Here is a 17239-nt window from a genome sequence, read left to right as displayed (position 1 = left end):
TTCGTATCACTCTCCGTGCAGGCCTGCCGGCCGCGTGGCCGGCAGGTGCTCGCATGTCTTCGCCCGGTGCGGCACGTGCGTGACGGCCCCTGGTGTTCGGGCGGACCGGGTTGCCCTCGACTGGCCCGGACCGCCCTCATCCACGGATTAGGATGGACGGCATGGCCAAGACCAGTACGACGACCCAGGGGCTGCGTTCGGCGATCGAACGCAGCGGTTACTACCCGGCTCTCGTGGCCGAGGCGGTGGAGGCCGCCGTGGGCGGTGAGCCCATCCGGTCGTACCTGGTCCACCAGGAGACCACGTTCGACCAGAACGAGGTGCGGCGGCACGTGACGGTGCTCGTCCTCACCGGCAACCGCTTCATCGTCAGCCACACCGACGAGCAGGCCGATGACAGCACCTCCCCGACGCCGTACGCCACCACGTCCACGGAGTCGGTGAAGCTCGACCGGATCTCGTCGGTCGTGGTCAGCCGAGTGGTCGCCAACCCGGAGCAGTACACCCCGGGCACGCTGCCCCGAGAGGTCGTGCTGACCATCGGCTGGGGCGCCGTCTCCCGCATCGACCTGGAGCCCGCCGCCTGCGGCGACCCCAACTGCGAGGCCGACCACGGCTACACGGGCAGCTCGACGGCGGACGACCTCAGCCTGCGCGTCAGCGAGGCCGGGGACGGCCCGGAGACGGTGCGGCAGGCCCTCGCCTTCGCGCAGTCCATCTCCGAGGCCACCGCGGACCCGAACCGCTGATGACCCGCCCCTTCTCCCCCGACGACGCCGCCACCGCCTGGGACCACCCGGAGCCGCTGGCCGTCGAGTCCGCACCCGTCCCCGAGTACGGGTCCGGCTCGCTCGCCGACCTGCTGCCCACACTGGCCGCCGGCATGGGCGTACCGCGGATGACGGCCGCGATCGGCGAGCTGGCCCCAGCCGACCGCGCGTGCGTCTTCCTGATCGACGGCCTCGGCTGGGAGCAGCTGAAGGCGCACCCCGCGGACGCGCCCTACCTGACCTCCCTGCTCGGCAGCTCGCGGGGCGGCACCGGCCGCCCGATCACCGCCGGGTACCCGGCGACCACGGCGACCTCGCTCGCCTCCGTCGGCACCGGTCTGCCCCCGGGCGCGCACGGCCTGCCCGGCTACACCGTGCGCAATCCGGCCACCGGCGCGCTGATGAACCAGCTGCGCTGGCAGCCGTACAGCGATCCGCGCGCCTGGCAGCCCCACCCCACGGTCTTCCAGCTCGCCCAGCAGGCGGGCGTGCACGCCGCCCAGGTGTCCTCCCCGGCCTTCCAGAACACCCCGCTGACCAAGGTCGCGCTCAGCGGCGGCACGTTCGTGGGGCGGCTGACCGGCGAGGAGCGCATGGACGTCGCGGCCGAGCAGCTCGCCGCCGCCGATCGGACGCTCGTCTACACGTACTACTCCGAACTCGACGGCGCCGGCCACCGCTACGGCGTCGACTCCGACACCTGGCGCGGACAGCTGATGCACGTCGACCGGCTCGTCCAGCGCCTGGCCGAGCAGCTCCCGCCGCACAGCGTGCTCTACGTCACCGCCGACCACGGCATGGTCGACGTCCCGTTCGACGAGCAGCACCGCATCGACTTCGACGAGGACTGGGAGCTGCGCGCGGGCGTCGCCCTGCTCGGCGGCGAGGGACGCGCGCGGCACGTGTACGCGGTGCCGGGCGCCGAGGACGACGTGCTCACCTGCTGGCGCGAGGTGCTCGGCGAGCAGTTCTGGGTCGCCTCCCGGGAGGAGGCCCTTGCGGCGGGCTGGTTCGGGCCGCGCGTCTACGACCGGGTGTACGCCCGGATCGGCGACGTGGTCGCCGCCGCCCGCGACGACGTCCTGCTCATCGCCTCCGAGCAGGAGCCGAAGGAGTCGCTGATGGTCGGCAACCACGGTTCGATGACCCCTGCCGAGCAGCTGGTCCCCCTGCTGGAAGTACGCTCCTGAGGCTCCTTCCCGCCCTACTCGCTGTACACCACCGTCCTCCTCACTCGCCGAAAGGTGCCCAACTGCTCATGCCCGAGCTGGTGTTCTTCTCCGGAACCATGGACTGCGGGAAGTCGACACTGGCTCTCCAGATCGAGCACAACCGCTCCGCGCGCGGACTGGTGGGCATGATCTTCACCCGTGACGACCGGGCCGGGCAGGGCAAGCTGTCCTCGCGCCTCGGCCTGGTGACGGACGCGGTGGAGGTCGAGGACGGTGTGGACCTGTACGCCTACCTCGTCGACCACCTCTCGCAGGGCCGGCGCGCGGACTACGTGATCGCGGACGAGGCGCAGTTCCTCGCGCCCGAGCAGATCGACCAGCTCGCGCGCGTGGTCGACGACCTGGAGATGGACGTCTACGCCTTCGGCATCACGACGGACTTCCGCTCCAAGCTGTTCCCCGGCTCCCAGCGCCTGGTCGAACTGGCCGACCGCGTCGAGGTCCTCCAGGTCGAGGCCCTGTGCTGGTGCGGCGCCCGCGCCACCCACAACGCCCGCACGGTGGGCGGCGTCATGGTGGTCGAGGGCGCCCAGGTGTTCGTCGGCGACGTGACCCACTCCATGGACGAGGTCGGCTACGAGGTGCTGTGCCGCCGGCACCACCGCCGCCGCATGACGGCCGCCTCGGCGCGGGCGGCGGCGCTGTCTCCTGACGTGCTGCCTGTGACCGCCGACTGACCGAGCACCCACACCTGCGTCAGACGCACCGCTCCGACGAGGCCAGCCCGACAAATCCCGCCCACGCTTCACGAGAGACCGCAAGGATGGGTCCGGCGTTGGTCTTGGAGTCACGGACGTGCACAACTGTCGTGCCGGATGCGACCTCTACACAATCGCCGCCCTCGGCTCCGCTGTAGCTGCTCTTGAACCAGGCGAGGCCGGAGACGACGGTCGAGGACTCGGCGTTGTTCATAGCTTTCCCAGCAACCCTTCAATGAACTCCAGCGACTCTCGCGGACTGAGAGCCTGCGATCGGATAATCCCATAACGGGCGGCGGTGAGTGCCGCTTGATCCGGGTCGGTCTGGAGAGCGCTGGTTCCCTGGGCCTCGACGTAGACGAACTTCTTGCCACCCTTCTGCGTGACGACCGTGAACGGCCCGTCCACGCCGGCGCTTTCCTCGCAGTGGAGCGGCATGACCTGGATCTCGACATTGCGTTTCTGGCCGATCAGCAGCAGGTGCTCCAACTGCCCGCGCAGTACGGCCTTGCCGCCGTAGGGGCGCCGCAGGACCGCCTCGTCGAGCACGAAGCTCAGGAGCGGGGAGGGCCGACGGTCGAGGATGTCCTGCCGGGCCAACCGTGCTGTCACCCGCTGCTCGATGGTCTCCTCATCCAGAGGAGGGCGCCTCATGACGAGCAACGCCCTCATGTACTCCTCGGTCTGGAGCAGGCCCTTGACCACAAGGGTGTCATAGGCGACCAACTCAATCGCCTCTCTCTCCAAGGCGGCCATCCCCTGGAAGAACACCGGATACTGAGCCCGTTCCACCTGCTCCTTCCACAGGCACAGCAACCCGCCCGCCCTCAGCACCTCATCGGCCCGCTCGATCGTCCTGGGGGACGGGATCCGCCGCCCCTGCTCGAATGCCGCGATGGTGGAAGCCGAGTACCCGAGCCGCCTCCCGAACTCCTCGCGCTCGAAACCCTCTCGCACCCGCAGTGTCTTCATGGTCTGCCCGAATGCGACGACGACACCCCGCCCGGCCTCGTCCTCCGGTCGCCGCCCGGCTGCCCCGTCGTCGTGCTCCCAGCTGCCCCCGAGACTCACGACCGCCCCCGCGCTGCCGTTACCACGCTCTCCGGGAACGGCCTCGGCCCCAGCCTCTTCGCCCTCGCGCTCCGCCATGTGCATCACCGCCTCATTGCCCCAACGCCCCCGCGAAGGACGCCGTTACGGTGTGAAGTTCCTACTCGGGCTGACAACGCGCGTACAACCACCCCCTGTCGCCGCGTCACCTCTGGTCACGCTACGCGTCCAGCGGAACCGTGGTCGGCATGACGACCGAGCCCATCAACCTCGCCGGCACAGCCCAACCCACCATCCTCTGCGCTCCGTTGAACACCGCTACGAGCCACACCTTCGAGATGCGCTTCACTTCCACGCCGCGCGGAGCCCGTCTCGCCCGCCGTTTGGCGGCCGTCCGTCTGGACGCGTGGGGAATCCCGTACGGCACCGACGCGCACGACGCGATCGTGCTGATCGTCGCCGAGCTCACCGCGAACGCGGAACGGCACGGTCACGTCCCCGGCCGGGACTTCCACCTCCGCCTCCACACCGCGTCCGACGGCTGTACCGTCCGCGTCGAGGTCACCGACACCCGTACCGAATGCCTTCCCCGCCGCCCCGCCGTCCCGGAGGGCGCCACCCGGGCCGAGGAGGAGGCCGGCCGCGGACTGGTCCTCGTATCGCACCTCGCGACCCGCTGGGACTGGCACCCGCGCCCGGACGGGCCGGGCAAGACCGTGTGGGCGGAGTACGAGTTTCCGTTGCGACCTCAGCGATGAGTCGCCTCCCCGGACGACCCGCGCGAACGGGAAGTGGGGGAGCACCTGGCCACGCCGAAACCCGCGGCCGACCCCGGGAGTCACCCTCGTCGTCGGACGCAACGACTCCGGCAAGTCGAGACTCCGTGTCGACCGGCAGCTCGAAGAATCACTGGTCCGGGGCCCGTTTGGGTCGGCAGTGACCTCCTGCCATTCTTCTTTCCCATGTCCGCACGAAACCGAAGACTGCCCCGGCACCGTGCCTGGCCACTGGCCACCAGCGACATCAACGAGTGTCTCGGTCCTTACATGACACGCGTCAAGGACCTGCAGTTCCTCACAGGACATGACAGCGGGACCATAGTCCTGGGAGCAGCATGGGTCGCTCCGAACCCCAGCAACTACGGCCGCGGTATCCATCCGGACATGGTCGGTTTCCACATAGACGTCCACCCGGTCGATGCCACTCAACGTGCCGCCATCCACGCCGTTCTACGGGCGCAGGCCCTCCCGCAACTGCACGATTGGATCACGCAGGCCATCGCTGCCGACGAGACCTGGCAACTGAGCCCTCACCAGCGCTACTGGTGCCTCTCCGACGGCCACCTCACCCACCGCGACGAAGCGTGAACCGAGTCCGGACGGAAGCGCGCATCGCGGCACCGCCGCCGTATGACCGCTGCCGAGGCCCGCGCCGCGGCGCTGTCACCGGATGCCCTGCCGATATCACTCTTCTGAGCGACACCTGCCGTCAACACGGCTTGCCGGAATCAACGCGAACTCTGGATCAGGGCGAACCGTGCCCCCTCGGGATCCGTCACGGTGGCCACGCGGCCTTGGGCGGTGTCCCGCGCGGGGGTGAGGACCCGGCCGCCCAGGGCGACGAGGCGTTCGGCCGCCTCGTCGGTGTCGGCGACCTCGAAGTACGTCGTCCAGTGCGGACCCCGGTCGCGGGGCAGGGCCCGGCCGACCCCGTGCACCCCGGCGACCGGACGGCCGTCGAGGTGCAGGGTCACCCGGTCGACCCCGGCGGAGCCGTTCGGCTTCCGCTCGTAGCCGAACAGCCTGGTGTAGAAGCCGGCGACGCCCGCGGTCTCGTAGGTCAGCAGCTCGTGCCACACCGGTGTGCCGGGCAGCCCGGCGACCTCCGCGCCCGGGTGCGCCCGGGACTGCAACAGGCCGAAGACCGCGCCCGACGGATCCGAGCCGATCACCAGCCGCCCGGCGCCGCCCGTGTCCAGCGGACCCACCCCGATCGTGCCGCCGCACAGCCGTACCGTTTCCGCCGTCAGGTCCACGTCGTCGGAGGCGAGATACGGCGTCCACGCCGCGGACAGGTGCCGGCCGGGCGGCAGTTGTCCGATGCCGCCCACCTCGCGGCCGTTCAGCAGGGCCCGCACGCAGGGGCCGAGCCGGCTGGGGCCGGGCTGGAACTCCCAGCCGAAGAGCTCCGCGTAGAAGGCCTGGGCGGCGGCCATCCCATGCACCATCAGGCTCACCCGGCACGGCGTGCCGGGCCTGTGCCGTGCGGGTGCCCGGCCGTTCGGGACGCCAGGCTCCGGTGCCTCGGTCATCGTCACCTTCCCCTCGGCCCTTGCGACGGCCGCCTCGATTCCGTTCTCCGGACACCGAGCCGACGCTCCGCCATCCGTGCCGGGCGCGCGGGCGCGCCCCGAAGCACCCGCGAGGCCGGCTCCCGTCCGGAGGGTGCCCGGTGTGCGGTGTCCCGCCCGGTTCGCCGCGCTTACCGATGGATGTCGATCGGCTGTACAGCATGTGGCCGATCCCGTACGCATCGTGATCGGACCTGTCCGGCCGAGCAGAGTAGCCCGACCTGGACGCTGTGGCCACCCCGTGCGCAAGGATGGTGGCCATGAACGCCATCATCTCCGCATCCGATCTCGCGAGCGCCCTCGCGGAGCCCCGGCCGCCGGTGCTGCTCGACGTCCGCTGGCAGCTCAGCCTGGCCACGGCGGCCGGCGCGGCGCCCTTCGACGGGTGCGCCGCCCACGCGGCCGGGCACATCCCCGGTGCCGTCTTCGTCGACCTGGACCGCGAACTGGCCTCGGCGCCGGGCGGAAACGGCCGCCATCCCCTGCCGGACCTGGAGGTGTTCGGCGCCGCGATGCGCCGTGCCGGGGTGGCCGCGGACCGGCCGGTCGTCGTCTACGACGGCGGACAGGGCTGGGCGGCGGCCCGCGCGTGGTGGCTGCTGCGCTGGACCGGGCATCCCGACGTGCGGGTGCTGGACGGCGGCCTCGCGGCCTGGGAGGGCCCCTTGGAGACCGCCGTGCCCGAACCGGCCGAGGGCGACTTCGTACCGAAGCCCGGCGCGCTGCCGCTGCTCGACGCCGACGGGGCCGCGGCGCTGGCGCGGTCCGGAGTGCTGTTCGACGCGCGCGCGGGGGAGCGGTACCGGGGCGAAGTGGAGCCGATCGACCCGGTGGGCGGCCACATCCCGGGCGCGGTGTCCGCGCCGACCACGGAGAACGCGGGCCCGGACGGGAGGTTCCTGCCGGCCGCGGAACTCAGGGCGCGGTTCGCGGCGTTGGGCGCGGCCGACGGACGCGACGTGGGCGTCTACTGCGGCTCCGGCGTCTCCGCCGCGCACGAGGTGCTGGCGCTGGCCGTCGCCGGGATCCCGGCGGCCCTGTACGTCGGCTCGTGGTCGGAGTGGTCCTCGGACCCGTCCCGGCCGGTCGCGGTGGGGCCGGATCCTCAGTGACCGGACGTCAGTCAGCAGTCACTCATAGGGGGTGACGGCCGGTCAGCCGGTACGGCCACAAGGGACGTGCACGAAGAAGGGCCGCACCCCGCGGGCGCGGCCCTTCAACCTCGTACGGCCTTGCTACTCCTGCTTCTTGCGGCGCGTGCCGAACACGATCTCGTCCCAGCTGGGCACGGCGGCCCGGCGGCCGGGTCGGACCCCGTCCGCCTCGGCCTGGCGGTCGGTGGCGCCGGTGAGGCGGTCGCGGTGGCTGGTGACGGAGCGCGGCATGAGGACGTCCGCGTAGGCGGACCCGGCCGAGGCCGCGGGGGCCGGGGGCTCCTCGGCCACCAGGTCCTCCTCGGGCTCCTCCACGGGTTCCGGCGCGCGCTCGGGCACCACCAGATCGCCGCGGAAGCTCGGCACCGCCTCCAGCAGGCTGGTGAGCGTGTCGCGCTCGCCCACGCTCTCCTCGGCGGGCTCGGGCGCCTGGCCCGGCAGCGCCGGACGGTCGCGGTCCCGGTCGAAGGAACGCTCGCGCGGCAGACGCGCGATGCGCGGCACGAACGGAAAGCTGGGTTCCGGGGCGCCGAGGTCGTCGGACTCCCCGATCAGCGCGCGGGCCTCGTCGTCGACGGCCTGCACCAGGCGCCGCGGCGGGTCGTAGGTCCAGCTCGCCGAGTGCGGTTCGCCCGCGACCCGGTAGACCAGCAGGACCTCCCAGGTGCCGTCGTCGCGGCGCCAGGAGTCCCACTGGGCGGTGTCCTTCTCGGCGCCGCGCAGCAGCAGCCGCTCCTGGACGGTCTCGCCGAGCAGCGGACCGGAGTTCTCACCGGGGCGGCGGACGGGGGTCTTGCGGGCGCGCTCGGCCATGAAGGCGCGCTCGGCGAGCACGGGGCCCTCGAAGCGCCGTACCCGGTCGACGGGGATGCCGGCGAGCTGGGCGACCTCTTCCGCGGTCGCGCCCGCTCGTATCCGGGCCTGGATGTCGCGGGGGCGGAGATGGCTCTCCACCTCGATCTCGATCTGGCCGAGGCGGGGACGGTCGCCGCGCACGGCGGCGCGGAGCCGTTCGTCGATCGGAAGCGTGTACTCCGTGCTGTCCGCAGCCTTCAGCACCAGCCGTGTGCCGTCATTGGAGACGGCCACGACACGCAGTTCGGGCATGGGGACCTCCCGGGTGGTGCCTGCCGACGTCACGTGCGTCGCTGCTTCCGCTAGTCGAGTGTGGCCTGCCCGGGTGCAGCCTGCCACAACCTTGCCGAATTGCCCGGCGTGTCGGGCACGGGCCCTGGAACGCCGTTATGGCACGGTTACCTGTTTACAACGCTAAGTGACCAACTCCGTCACCCCGTGCAACCAGCCCCCTCCCGGCGGTCCAGCAAGGTCCGGACACCCCGAAGGGAGGCCGGGCCCAGGGATCACAACGGTACTCCATTCGGGCCACGTGCGTGGATTGGCGCGCCGCCCAACTTCTCGCCACAGGTGGTACTCGGCCGCCCTCGACCGCCTTTTCGATCATGCCCGTGGCGAACTTCACTTATTCACCGCAAACGGAACTAACGGTTTCGTTCGTACGTCCCTTTCTCGTGCAGTCGGCCGATCTGCAGACGAAAGATGCGGCCGTGTCCGACAGAGGCAGGCAAGGTCCGGTAATGCGCGAAAGGTCTGATGGCGGTGGTGAGCCGAGTGCCGGGGAGGAGGTGAAGAGGAGGCGAATCGAGCTGAGCGTGGCTCAGGTCGCGGGCAGCGCCGTGGCGGCGGTGGTGGCCGCGAAGCTCGCCTCGTACTTCGGCGTGTACGGCACGATCCTCGGGGCCGGTGTCGTCAGTGTCCTGGCCACCTGCGGCGGCTCGGTCTTCCAGCACTTCCTCCGGCGTACCGGCGAACAGCTGCGCGGGGTGGCCGCCTCCCCGGGACCGGTACCGGGACCGGCCCCGGCGACCGCCCTCGCCGGGCGGACCCCGCCGCCGGTGGGCGAGTTCACCGAGGGGACCGTCTACCGGGCCCGGATCAAGAGCTGGAAGCGGCCCGTGCTCGCCGCCGCCCTCGTCTTCGGGGTCACCATGGCCGGAATCACCGCCTACGAACTGGTGTCGGGCGACAGTTTCAGCGGCGGCAGGGGCACGACGGTCGGCTACGCCGTGACCGGCCACCGCACCCCGTCCGTGACGCCCGACGGGCCGGCTCCCACCTCCTCGCCGCCGCAGACGCCGGGGACCGGGACCGGGGACGGGGCACTGCCGGGCGATGCCGCCTCCGGCCGCCCCGACCGGGGCACCGGGGTGAGCCCGGCGCCCACACCCGAGGCCACGGGGAACGGCGGGAACAGCGGCGGCACCGGGGACACCGGGAGCGCGGGCACCGACGGCACGGGGGCGGGCAACCCGTCCGACGCCGGCACCACCGCCCCGGCACCCGGCGCGAGCGCTACGGCCCCAGCACCCTCCGCAAGTAGTCGTTCTGGAACAGCCGCTGGGGATCCAGCCGGTCCCGCAGCGCCGTGAACTCCCCGAAGCGCGGGTGGACCGCGGCGAGTTGGCCGGCGTCCCTGGTGTGGATCTTGCCCCAGTGCGGCCGGCCCTCGTACGCGGTGAAGATGTTCTCCGCGGCCGTGAAGTACCGCTGGTAGGGGGTGCCCCGGAACATGTGGACCGCGATGTACGCGCTGTCCCGGCCCGAGGCGGTGGACAGGGTGATGTCGTCGGCGGGCGCGGTGCGCACCTCCACCGGGAAGCTCACCCGCAGTCCGGAGCGGTCGACCATCGCCTTCAGCTCGCGCAGGGCGTCGGCCAGGGCCTCGCGCGGCACCGCGTACTCCATCTCCAGGAAGCGCACCCGGCGCGGCGAGGTGAAGACCTTGTAGGGGATGTCGGTGTATGTCCGCGCGGACAGCGCGCGGCTGGAGATCCTGGCGATCGACGGGATGGTGGCGGGCACCGCGCGGCCGACCCAGTTGGCCACCTGGAAGACGCCGTTGGAGAGGAACTCGTCCTCGAACCAGCCCGCCAGCCGCCCCACCGGCTGCTCCGGTCCGGCGCTGCGGTTGTTGCGCTTGGTGTTGGTGCTGTCGGTGTGCGGGAACCAGTAGAACTCGAAGTGCTCGTTCTCCGCCCAGAGTTGGTCGAACTCGGCGAGGACCCGGTCCAGGCTCATCGGTTCCTCGCGGGCGGTGAGCAGGAAGATCGGCTCCACCGCGAAGGTGAGGGCCGTGACGATCCCCAGCGCGCCCAGGCCGATGCGGGCGGCCGCGAAGACGTCCGGATTCTCCTGCGCGGAGCAGGTGAGCACCGAGCCGTCCGCCGTGACCAGCTCCAGCCCTCTGATCTGGGCGGCGATCGAGGCCGACTCGCGGCCCGTTCCGTGGGTGCCGGTGCTGGTCGCCCCGGACACCGTCTGCTCCATGATGTCGCCCATGTTGGTGAGCGAGAGGCCCTCACGCGCGAGAGCGGCGTTGAGCCGCTTGAGCGGAGTGCCGGCCTCGACGGTGACCGTCATGGACTCGCGGTCGATCTCGCGTATGCCGGTCAGCAACTGGGGGCGGATCATGACGCCGTCCGTCGCGGCGATGCTCGTGAAGGAGTGACCGGTGCCGACGGCCTTCACCCTCAGTCCGTCCTCGGCGGCCCTCCGCACGGCGGCGGCGACGTCCTCCACCGTCGCCGGCGTGACCTCCCGCCCGGGGCGCGCGCCGACATTGCCGCCCCAGTTATGCCACGTGCCGTTCTTCGCGCTCGTCGTGCTGCTCAACGAAGCCTCCCCGCCGCGGAGCCGGCCTGCTGAGCCGGCGGTACCCGAGGAAACCGACCGCGACCGCGACGGCCCCGGACACCGCCGGAACCCCGTACCCGGCCCGCGCCCCGGCCGCGTCGATCACCCAGCCGGCCACCGAGGAGCCCAGTGCCACCCCGACCGCGAGCCCGGTGCTCACCCAGGTCATGCCCTCGGTCAGGTGCGAGCGTGGTACGTGCTCTTCGACGAGGGCCATCGTCGTGATCATCGTGGGAGCGACGGACAGGCCCGCAACGAACAGCGCCACGGCCAGAAACGGCAAGTTTCCGACCAGTAGGAGGGGGATCATACTCACGGCCATCGTGCAGATGCCCAGCAGCCAGCGCCGGGCGGGCGGTCCCGCGAAACGCAGCAGGCCGAACACGACGCCCGCCGTGCAGGAGCCCGCCGCGTACACGGCGAGCACGATGCTCGCGGCGCCCTTGTGTCCCTGCTGGTCGGCGAAGGCGACGGTGACCACGTCGACCGCCCCGAAGATCGTCCCGGTCGCCACGAACGTCGACACCAGCACCTGGAGCCCGCGCGCACGCAGGGCCGAACCGCCGCCGCCGTGCTCGCGCGGGTGCGGAGCGGGCTCGGTCGCGCGCTGCGCGGTCAGCCAGAACACGCCCACCGCCAGGAAGCAGGCGGCCAGCAGCGGCCCCGCCTCCGGGAACCAGACGGTGGACAGCCCGATGGAGACGATCGGCCCGAAGATGAAGCAGGCCTCGTCCACCACCGACTCGAACGAGTAGGCGGTGTGCAGCTGCGGCGTCCCCCGGTACAGGGCCGCCCAGCGCGCGCGGACCATGGCGCCCAGACTGGGCACGGAGCCGATCCCGGCCGCGCAGACGAACAGCACCCAGTCCGGCCACCGGAAGTGCGCCGCGCACAGCAGGACCGCCGAGGCGGTCAGCGCGACGAGCGTCGCGGGGCGCAGCACCCGGCGCTGCCCGTGCCGGTCGACCAGCCGGGAGATCTGCGGGCCCAGGACCGCGGCGGCCAGCGCGATGGTGGCCGACAGCGCGCCCGCGAGCCCGTAGCGCCCGGTCAGCTGCGAGATCATCGTGACCACGCCGATGCCCATCATCGACAGCGGCATCCGGCCGAGGAACCCCGCGGCGGAGAAACCCTTGGAGCCTGGAGCGGCGAACAGGGCACGGTACGGGCTGGGCACAGGGTCTCCGCGGATCCGGTAAGGCGTGAAGGAAGCTGATACAGCTTACGGACCGGACGACTCCGGCGCACCACCCCCCAGGGGCTCCCGCGCACCTCGCTCACGGGCCGGGACCCCTTACGGGCCGGGATCCCGCCCCTCGGTGCGGGGTGGCAGGATCGAGGCATGCCTGACGTGCTCGACGCCACCCCGTACGACGCCCTGCTCCTGCTCTCGTTCGGCGGCCCCGAGGGGCCGGACGACGTGATCCCGTTCCTGGAGAACGTGACGCGCGGGCGCGGCATCCCCACCGAGCGCCTGAAGGAAGTGGGCGAACACTACTTCCGGTTCGGCGGGGTCAGCCCGATCAACGACCAGAACCGCGCCCTGCTCGACGCCCTGCGCAAGGACTTCGCCGACCACGGCCTCGACCTGCCGGTCTACTGGGGCAACCGCAACTGGGCCCCGTACCTGACGGACACCCTGCGGGACATGGTCCGCGACGGCCGCCGCCGCATCCTGGTCCTGGCCACCAGCGCCTACGCCTCCTACTCCGGCTGCCGCCAGTACCGCGAGAACCTCGCGGACTCGCTCGCCGCGCTCGAGGCCGAGGGCCTGGACCTGCCGAAGGTCGACAAGCTGCGGCACTACTTCAACCACCCGGGCTTCCTCCAGCCCATGATCGACGGGGTGCTGGAGTCGCTCGCCGACCTCCCCGAGGACGTCCGCGACGGCGCGCACATCGCCTTCTGCACCCACTCGATCCCGATCTCCGCCGCGGACACCTCCGGCCCGGTCCCCGGCCACGGGGACGGCGGGGCGTACGTCCGCCAGCACCTGGACGTGGCGCGGCTGATCGCCGACGCGGTCCGCGAGCGCACCGGCGTCGACCACCCCTGGCAGCTCGTCTACCAGTCGCGCTCCGGTGCCCCGCACATCCCGTGGCTGGAGCCCGACATCTGCGACCACCTCGAGGAGCGGCACGCCGCGGGGGCCCCGGCCGTTGTCATGGCGCCCATCGGCTTCGTCTCCGACCACATGGAGGTCCTGTACGACCTCGACACCGAGGCCACGGCCAAGGCCGTGGAACTGGGCCTTCCGGTGCGCCGCTCCGCCACCGTCGGCGCCGACCCGCGGTTCGCCGCCGCCGTCCGCGAACTGATTGTGGAGCGTGCCGCCACCGAGCGCGGACAGCAGGTCACGCCGTGCGCCCTGGGTTCGCTCGGGGCGGACCACAACCTGTGCCCGGTGGGCTGCTGCCCGGCCCGTACGCCCCGGCCCGCCGCCGCGGGCGCCGACAGCCCCTACGCGTGAGGAATCCCGTGACCGACACCCTGCCCGCGGAACTGCTGCAACTCGCCCGCCAGGCGGCCGCACGCGCCGGAGAACTGCTGCGGGACGGCCGCCCGGCGGACCTGGTGGTGGCCGCCACCAAGTCCAGCCCGATCGACGTCGTCACCGAGATGGACATCGCCGCCGAGAAGCTGATCACCGGCCTGATCGCCGACCGGCGCCCCGACGACGGCTTCCTCGGCGAGGAGGGCGCCTCCGTCGAGGGTACGAGCGGCGTCCGCTGGGTGATCGACCCGCTCGACGGCACCGTGAACTACCTGTACGGACTGCCGACCTGGGCCGTCTCCATCGCGGCCGAGCAGGACGGCGAGGCGGTCGTCGGGGTCGTGACCGTCCCGATGCGCGGCGAGTCGTTCCACGCCGTGCGCGGCCGCGGGGCCTGGGCCACCGGAGCCTGGGCCGGCGAGCGCAAGCTGGCCTGCCGCGCCGCGCCGCCCCTGGACCAGGCCCTGGTCGCCACCGGCTTCAACTACGTCGCCGAGGTCCGCGCCCACCAGGCCGACGTGGCCCGCCGGCTGATCCCGCTGCTGCGCGACATCCGCCGCAGCGGCTCGGCCGCGGTGGACCTGTGCGACGTGGCGATGGGCCGCCTGGACGGCTACTACGAGCGCGGTCTGAACGCGTGGGACTTCGCCGCGGGCGACCTGATCGCCAGGGAGTCGGGCGTCGTGACGGGTGGCCGCCCGGGAGAGCGACCGTCCCGCGAGCTGACGGTCGCGGCCACCCCGGGCGTCTTCGAGGCCCTCCAGAGCCTCCTGGAGGAGCACGGCGCCTGGCACGACTGAGGGCATGGCAGAGGAGCACCACGCACAGCGGGACCCCGGCGCTGGATTCGCCGGGGTCCCGCTTCGCGCGTGCAGGCTGGTCAGACGCCGGACACGCCGACCTCCACACCGTGTTCGGCGGCGAGGCGACGCAGGTCGTCGAGTTCGGCCAGCTCGACCTCGACGAGGAAGTCGTCGCCGTCGTCACGGGCCCGCGTCAGATCGGACTCGGTCGCCTTTATGCGCTGCAGAAGTCCTGCGGTGAATGCGTCCATGCTTGCGCCCCCTCGTCCTGGGTCGGTGGGTCGGTGGCACGGGGGTGTGCCGTTCGGAAGGGACGATCACGTCTCAGCAGGTGCCCGGCGCTGCCCGACCGGGCGGCGACGGCGCTGGACACCCACACCCACTCTGCGAAAGCGGATCGCGGAGTACCGCATGGTGCTGCGGCACATGCAGAGCGTGATCGCGGGGTGTAAACCCGTCCTCCCCCGACTCCTCGCGGCGGAAACCTCTACCGGACAAGAAAATTCGGGATTCGCGGCCCCTTCGCCCGCCGCTCGCCTCCCGTCCACCGGCCGCTTCCACGGCTTACCGCCGACTTATGGCCCAAAAGGGCAGGATGGATGCACACACTCACGAGGACCCCTGCCGGCGTGCGCCCCGAGCGGCGCTACGCGGGTGGACACAGGAAGGACAAGACGTGCGCGTACTCGTCGTCGAGGACGAGCAGCTGCTCGCCGATGCGGTGGCCACCGGACTGCGCCGGGAGGCCATGGCCGTCGACGTCGTGTACGACGGTGCGGCCGCCCTGGAGCGCATCGGCGTCAACGACTACGACGTGGTCGTCCTCGACCGCGACCTCCCGCTGGTGCACGGCGACGACGTCTGCCGCAAGATCGTCGAACTGGGCATGCCGACGCGCGTGCTGATGCTCACCGCCTCCGGCGACGTCAGCGACCGCGTCGAGGGCCTGGAGATCGGCGCCGACGACTATCTGCCCAAGCCCTTCGCGTTCAGCGAGCTGACAGCACGCGTGCGTGCTCTTGGCAGGCGTACCAGCGTGCCCCTGCCGCCCGTCCTGGAGCGCGCCGGGATCAAGCTCGACCCCAACCGCCGCGAGGTCTTCCGCGACGGCAGGGAGGTCCAGCTGGCGCCGAAGGAGTTCGCCGTCCTGGAGGTCCTCATGCGCAGCGAGGGCGCCGTGGTCTCCGCGGAGCAGCTGCTGGAGAAGGCCTGGGACGAGAACACCGACCCGTTCACCAACGTCGTGCGTGTCACGGTGATGACGCTGCGGCGCAAGCTCGGCGAGCCCCCGGTGATCGTCACCGTGCCCGGCTCCGGCTACCGGATCTGATCCGCCGTGGCCGCGACCCCGGCGCCGCCCCAGACGCCCCCGAAACCCACCTGGGACCCCAGAAGGCCGGAGCCGGCCTTCCCGTGGCTGCGCCCGACCATCCGGATACGGCTGACGCTGCTGTACGGCGGCATGTTCCTGATCGCCGGCATCCTGCTGCTGTCGATCATCTACCTGCTCGCCGCGCAGGGCCTGCGTACCGGCAACCAACCGCTGTTCAAGATCGTCGACTTCAACGCCCTGAGGGTCACCAGCGCCGACTGTCCGGGCGTCGACAACGGCAACCTGTCGCTGTCGGAGTTCAACGCCGCGATCAGCGCCTGCATCGACCACCAGCGCCAGGCCGCCCTGGACAGCCTGCTCAGCCGTTCGCTCCTCGCCCTGCTCGGCCTCGCCGTGATCGCCTTCGCGTTCGGCTACGCGATGGCCGGCCGCGTGCTGTCCCCGCTCGGCCGGATCACCCGCACCGCCCGCGCCGTGGCCGGCTCCGACCTGTCCCGGCGGATCGAGCTGGACGGCCCGGACGACGAGCTGAAGGAGCTCGCGGACACCTTCGACGACATGCTGGAGCGGCTGCAGCGGGCCTTCACCGCCCAGCAGCGCTTCGTCGGCAACGCCTCGCACGAGCTGCGCACACCGCTCGCGATCAACCGCACGCTCCTGGAGGTGCAGCTCTCCGACCCGCACGCGCCGATGGAGCTCCAGCAGCTCGGCAAGACCCTGCTGGCCACCAACGAGCGCAGCGAACAGCTCGTCGAGGGCCTGCTGCTGCTCGCCCGCAGCGACAACCAGATCGTCGAGCGCAAGCCGGTGGACCTCGCCGAGGTCGCCTCGCAGGCCATCGACCAGGTGCACGGGGAGGCGGAGGCCAAGGGGGTCGAGATCCGCGGCGAGCGCAAGCCGGCGGTCGTCCAGGGCAACGGCGTGCTGCTGGAGCGGATCGCCCTGAACCTGGTGCAGAACGCGGTGCGGTACAACGTGGCCGAGGAGGGGTGGGTGGAGGTCGTCACGGACGCCCAGCACGGTCAGGCGATCCTCGTCGTCACGAACACCGGACCGGTCGTCCCGGCGTACGAGATCGACAACCTCTTCGAGCCCTTCAGGCGGCTGCGCACCGAGCGCACCGGCAGCGACAAGGGCGTCGGCCTGGGCCTGTCCATCGCCCGCTCCGTGGCGAGGGCGCACGGCGGGCACATCTCGGCACAGCCGCGTGAGGGGGGTGGGCTCGTGATGCGAGTGGCGCTGCCGATCTGAGATCATTGCGCCGACACGCGGGGATGTTCGCTTTGCGCGGAAATTCCCGGGGCCGTTCCCGGCCTCACCGTGTGTGATCGATCACAGGGGCGGTTTTCCAGCCATCTACTCTCCGTGGCCATGCGAACCCTTGAAATGCCGGAAAAATCCCGGTTTTCAGGGGGCATGATCACGGGAAGTACACGGTGAGACCGCTTTGGAGCGGGGCATCCGGACCGTGTACGGTCCCGATCGCCATCCAAGCCGATCACTCTTGAGGAGTGCGGTTGGGTGTCGATTGAGTAACAGACCTTGATGTGAGGCAAAATCTCCGCCTCAGGTCGGGCACAAGTCCGGCCTCTCACGCGTTACGTGCGCTGGAGACACCGCATACACCCAGAGGGGGAGAGCGAC

Annotated in this window: 18 protein-coding genes; 11 read left to right on the top strand and 7 right to left on the bottom strand. The window is 71.5% G+C overall.

What is annotated here, in order from left to right; translation table 11 throughout:
* The first annotated feature begins 152 nt into the window (after window positions 1-152).
* From ACIQFZ_RS20845 to ACIQFZ_RS20835, 3 genes are all read left to right on the top strand, one after another.
* Window positions 153-749 (top strand): DUF5998 family protein, encoded by a 597-nt coding sequence (locus ACIQFZ_RS20845; protein ID WP_383059009.1) that lies wholly within the window; start codon window positions 153-155, stop codon window positions 747-749.
* A complete protein-coding gene (locus tag ACIQFZ_RS20840; protein ID WP_402691856.1) occupies window positions 749-1960 on the top strand; it encodes an alkaline phosphatase family protein in 1212 nt (403 codons plus the stop codon). Before ACIQFZ_RS20845 ends, ACIQFZ_RS20840 begins: the two co-directional genes overlap by 1 nt.
* A gap of 68 nt (window positions 1961-2028) precedes the next feature.
* Entirely contained in the window at window positions 2029-2679 is a 651-nt protein-coding gene (locus ACIQFZ_RS20835; RefSeq protein WP_365422761.1) for a thymidine kinase, read from the top strand.
* 19 nt (window positions 2680-2698) lie between these two features.
* Here ACIQFZ_RS20835 and ACIQFZ_RS20830 read toward each other — a convergent pair whose 3' ends face one another.
* Window positions 2699-2914, bottom strand: coding sequence for a DUF397 domain-containing protein (locus tag ACIQFZ_RS20830; RefSeq protein ID WP_365422763.1), 216 nt, complete (start codon window positions 2912-2914; stop codon window positions 2699-2701).
* A complete protein-coding gene (locus tag ACIQFZ_RS20825; protein WP_402691855.1) occupies window positions 2911-3849 on the bottom strand; it encodes a helix-turn-helix domain-containing protein in 939 nt (312 codons plus the stop codon). The genes ACIQFZ_RS20830 and ACIQFZ_RS20825 overlap by 4 nt, the downstream gene beginning before the upstream one ends.
* Before the next feature lie 149 nt (window positions 3850-3998).
* Between ACIQFZ_RS20825 and ACIQFZ_RS20820 the strand changes: the two genes are divergently transcribed.
* Both ACIQFZ_RS20820 and ACIQFZ_RS20815 read left to right on the top strand, forming a co-directional pair.
* Window positions 3999-4508, top strand: coding sequence for an ATP-binding protein (locus ACIQFZ_RS20820; protein ID WP_383059018.1), 510 nt, complete (start codon window positions 3999-4001; stop codon window positions 4506-4508).
* Between the two features lie 204 nt (window positions 4509-4712).
* Window positions 4713-5117, top strand: a complete 405-nt coding sequence (locus ACIQFZ_RS20815; RefSeq protein WP_402691854.1) for a hypothetical protein — start codon at window positions 4713-4715, stop codon at window positions 5115-5117.
* Between the two features lie 140 nt (window positions 5118-5257).
* On the opposite strand, the gene ACIQFZ_RS20810 is transcribed toward ACIQFZ_RS20815, so the two are convergent.
* Window positions 5258-6061: a VOC family protein gene (locus ACIQFZ_RS20810; protein WP_365422769.1), complete on the bottom strand. Its 804-nt coding sequence runs from the start codon at window positions 6059-6061 to the stop codon at window positions 5258-5260.
* Window positions 6062-6360: 299 nt separating this feature from the next.
* On the opposite strand from ACIQFZ_RS20810, the gene ACIQFZ_RS20805 reads away from it, so the two are divergent.
* Complete coding sequence (locus ACIQFZ_RS20805) at window positions 6361-7212, top strand: sulfurtransferase (RefSeq protein ID WP_383059021.1); 852 nt, start codon at window positions 6361-6363, stop codon at window positions 7210-7212.
* A gap of 123 nt (window positions 7213-7335) precedes the next feature.
* On the opposite strand, the gene sepH is transcribed toward ACIQFZ_RS20805, so the two are convergent.
* The gene (gene sepH, locus ACIQFZ_RS20800; RefSeq protein ID WP_361415305.1) at window positions 7336-8361 is read right to left on the bottom strand and encodes a septation protein SepH; all 1026 of its coding nucleotides are present in this window, start codon (window positions 8359-8361) and stop codon (window positions 7336-7338) included.
* A 488-nt stretch (window positions 8362-8849) separates the two neighbouring features.
* Between sepH and ACIQFZ_RS20795 the strand changes: the two genes are divergently transcribed.
* On the top strand, window positions 8850-9701 hold the full coding sequence (locus ACIQFZ_RS20795; protein WP_383059023.1) for a hypothetical protein: 852 nt from the start codon (window positions 8850-8852) through the stop codon (window positions 9699-9701).
* On the opposite strand, the gene ACIQFZ_RS20790 is transcribed toward ACIQFZ_RS20795, so the two are convergent.
* Both ACIQFZ_RS20790 and ACIQFZ_RS20785 read right to left on the bottom strand, forming a co-directional pair.
* The gene (locus tag ACIQFZ_RS20790) at window positions 9625-10944 is read right to left on the bottom strand and encodes a D-arabinono-1,4-lactone oxidase (protein ID WP_402691853.1); all 1320 of its coding nucleotides are present in this window, start codon (window positions 10942-10944) and stop codon (window positions 9625-9627) included. The two genes, ACIQFZ_RS20795 and ACIQFZ_RS20790, sit on opposite strands and share 77 nt — an antisense overlap.
* A complete protein-coding gene (locus ACIQFZ_RS20785; RefSeq protein ID WP_376651100.1) occupies window positions 10904-12142 on the bottom strand; it encodes an MFS transporter in 1239 nt (412 codons plus the stop codon). Before ACIQFZ_RS20785 ends, ACIQFZ_RS20790 begins: the two co-directional genes overlap by 41 nt.
* A gap of 165 nt (window positions 12143-12307) precedes the next feature.
* Here ACIQFZ_RS20785 and ACIQFZ_RS20780 point away from each other — a divergent pair, with 165 nt between their 5' ends.
* Window positions 12308-13435 (top strand): ferrochelatase, encoded by a 1128-nt coding sequence (locus ACIQFZ_RS20780; RefSeq protein ID WP_376651099.1) that lies wholly within the window; start codon window positions 12308-12310, stop codon window positions 13433-13435.
* Window positions 13436-13443: 8 nt separating this feature from the next.
* On the top strand, window positions 13444-14259 hold the full coding sequence (locus ACIQFZ_RS20775; protein WP_365417521.1) for an inositol monophosphatase family protein: 816 nt from the start codon (window positions 13444-13446) through the stop codon (window positions 14257-14259).
* Between the two features lie 80 nt (window positions 14260-14339).
* On the opposite strand, the gene ACIQFZ_RS20770 is transcribed toward ACIQFZ_RS20775, so the two are convergent.
* On the bottom strand, window positions 14340-14513 hold the full coding sequence (locus ACIQFZ_RS20770) for a hypothetical protein (protein WP_361415317.1): 174 nt from the start codon (window positions 14511-14513) through the stop codon (window positions 14340-14342).
* A 425-nt stretch (window positions 14514-14938) separates the two neighbouring features.
* Between ACIQFZ_RS20770 and ACIQFZ_RS20765 the strand changes: the two genes are divergently transcribed.
* Window positions 14939-15592 carry a response regulator transcription factor gene (locus ACIQFZ_RS20765; protein WP_028424348.1) on the top strand — a complete coding sequence of 218 codons (654 nt, stop codon included), beginning with the start codon at window positions 14939-14941 and terminating at the stop codon, window positions 15590-15592.
* 6 nt (window positions 15593-15598) lie between these two features.
* Window positions 15599-16846: a HAMP domain-containing sensor histidine kinase gene (locus ACIQFZ_RS20760; RefSeq protein WP_365417524.1), complete on the top strand. Its 1248-nt coding sequence runs from the start codon at window positions 15599-15601 to the stop codon at window positions 16844-16846.
* Window positions 16847-17239 lie beyond the last annotated feature (393 nt).

This window comes from Streptomyces sp. NPDC093064 (genome assembly GCF_044754605.1).
In the GTDB taxonomy this organism is placed as follows: domain Bacteria; phylum Actinomycetota; class Actinomycetes; order Streptomycetales; family Streptomycetaceae; genus Streptomyces.
The sequence above is the reverse complement of the archived record's forward strand: the minus strand, read 5'-3'. Positions and strand labels throughout refer to the sequence as shown.

Bases quoted from the DNA above. Each gene is read 5' to 3' on its own strand.
- ACIQFZ_RS20845 (WP_383059009.1), top strand. From the start codon at position 153: ATGGACGGCATGGCCAAGACCAGTACGACGACCCAGGGGCTGCGTTCG.
- ACIQFZ_RS20820 (WP_383059018.1), top strand. From the start codon at position 3,999: ATGACGACCGAGCCCATCAACCTCGCCGGCACAGCCCAACCCACCATC.
- ACIQFZ_RS20830 (WP_365422763.1), bottom strand. From the start codon at position 2,914: ATGAACAACGCCGAGTCCTCGACCGTCGTCTCCGGCCTCGCCTGGTTC.
- ACIQFZ_RS20795 (WP_383059023.1), top strand. From the start codon at position 8,850: ATGCGCGAAAGGTCTGATGGCGGTGGTGAGCCGAGTGCCGGGGAGGAG.
- ACIQFZ_RS20780 (WP_376651099.1), top strand. From the start codon at position 12,308: ATGCCTGACGTGCTCGACGCCACCCCGTACGACGCCCTGCTCCTGCTC.
- ACIQFZ_RS20770 (WP_361415317.1), bottom strand. From the start codon at position 14,513: ATGGACGCATTCACCGCAGGACTTCTGCAGCGCATAAAGGCGACCGAG.
- sepH (WP_361415305.1), bottom strand. From the start codon at position 8,361: ATGCCCGAACTGCGTGTCGTGGCCGTCTCCAATGACGGCACACGGCTG.
- ACIQFZ_RS20805 (WP_383059021.1), top strand. From the start codon at position 6,361: ATGAACGCCATCATCTCCGCATCCGATCTCGCGAGCGCCCTCGCGGAG.
- ACIQFZ_RS20840 (WP_402691856.1), top strand. From the start codon at position 749: ATGACCCGCCCCTTCTCCCCCGACGACGCCGCCACCGCCTGGGACCAC.
- ACIQFZ_RS20810 (WP_365422769.1), bottom strand. From the start codon at position 6,061: ATGACCGAGGCACCGGAGCCTGGCGTCCCGAACGGCCGGGCACCCGCA.
- ACIQFZ_RS20825 (WP_402691855.1), bottom strand. From the start codon at position 3,849: ATGGCGGAGCGCGAGGGCGAAGAGGCTGGGGCCGAGGCCGTTCCCGGA.
- ACIQFZ_RS20835 (WP_365422761.1), top strand. From the start codon at position 2,029: ATGCCCGAGCTGGTGTTCTTCTCCGGAACCATGGACTGCGGGAAGTCG.
- ACIQFZ_RS20815 (WP_402691854.1), top strand. From the start codon at position 4,713: ATGTCCGCACGAAACCGAAGACTGCCCCGGCACCGTGCCTGGCCACTG.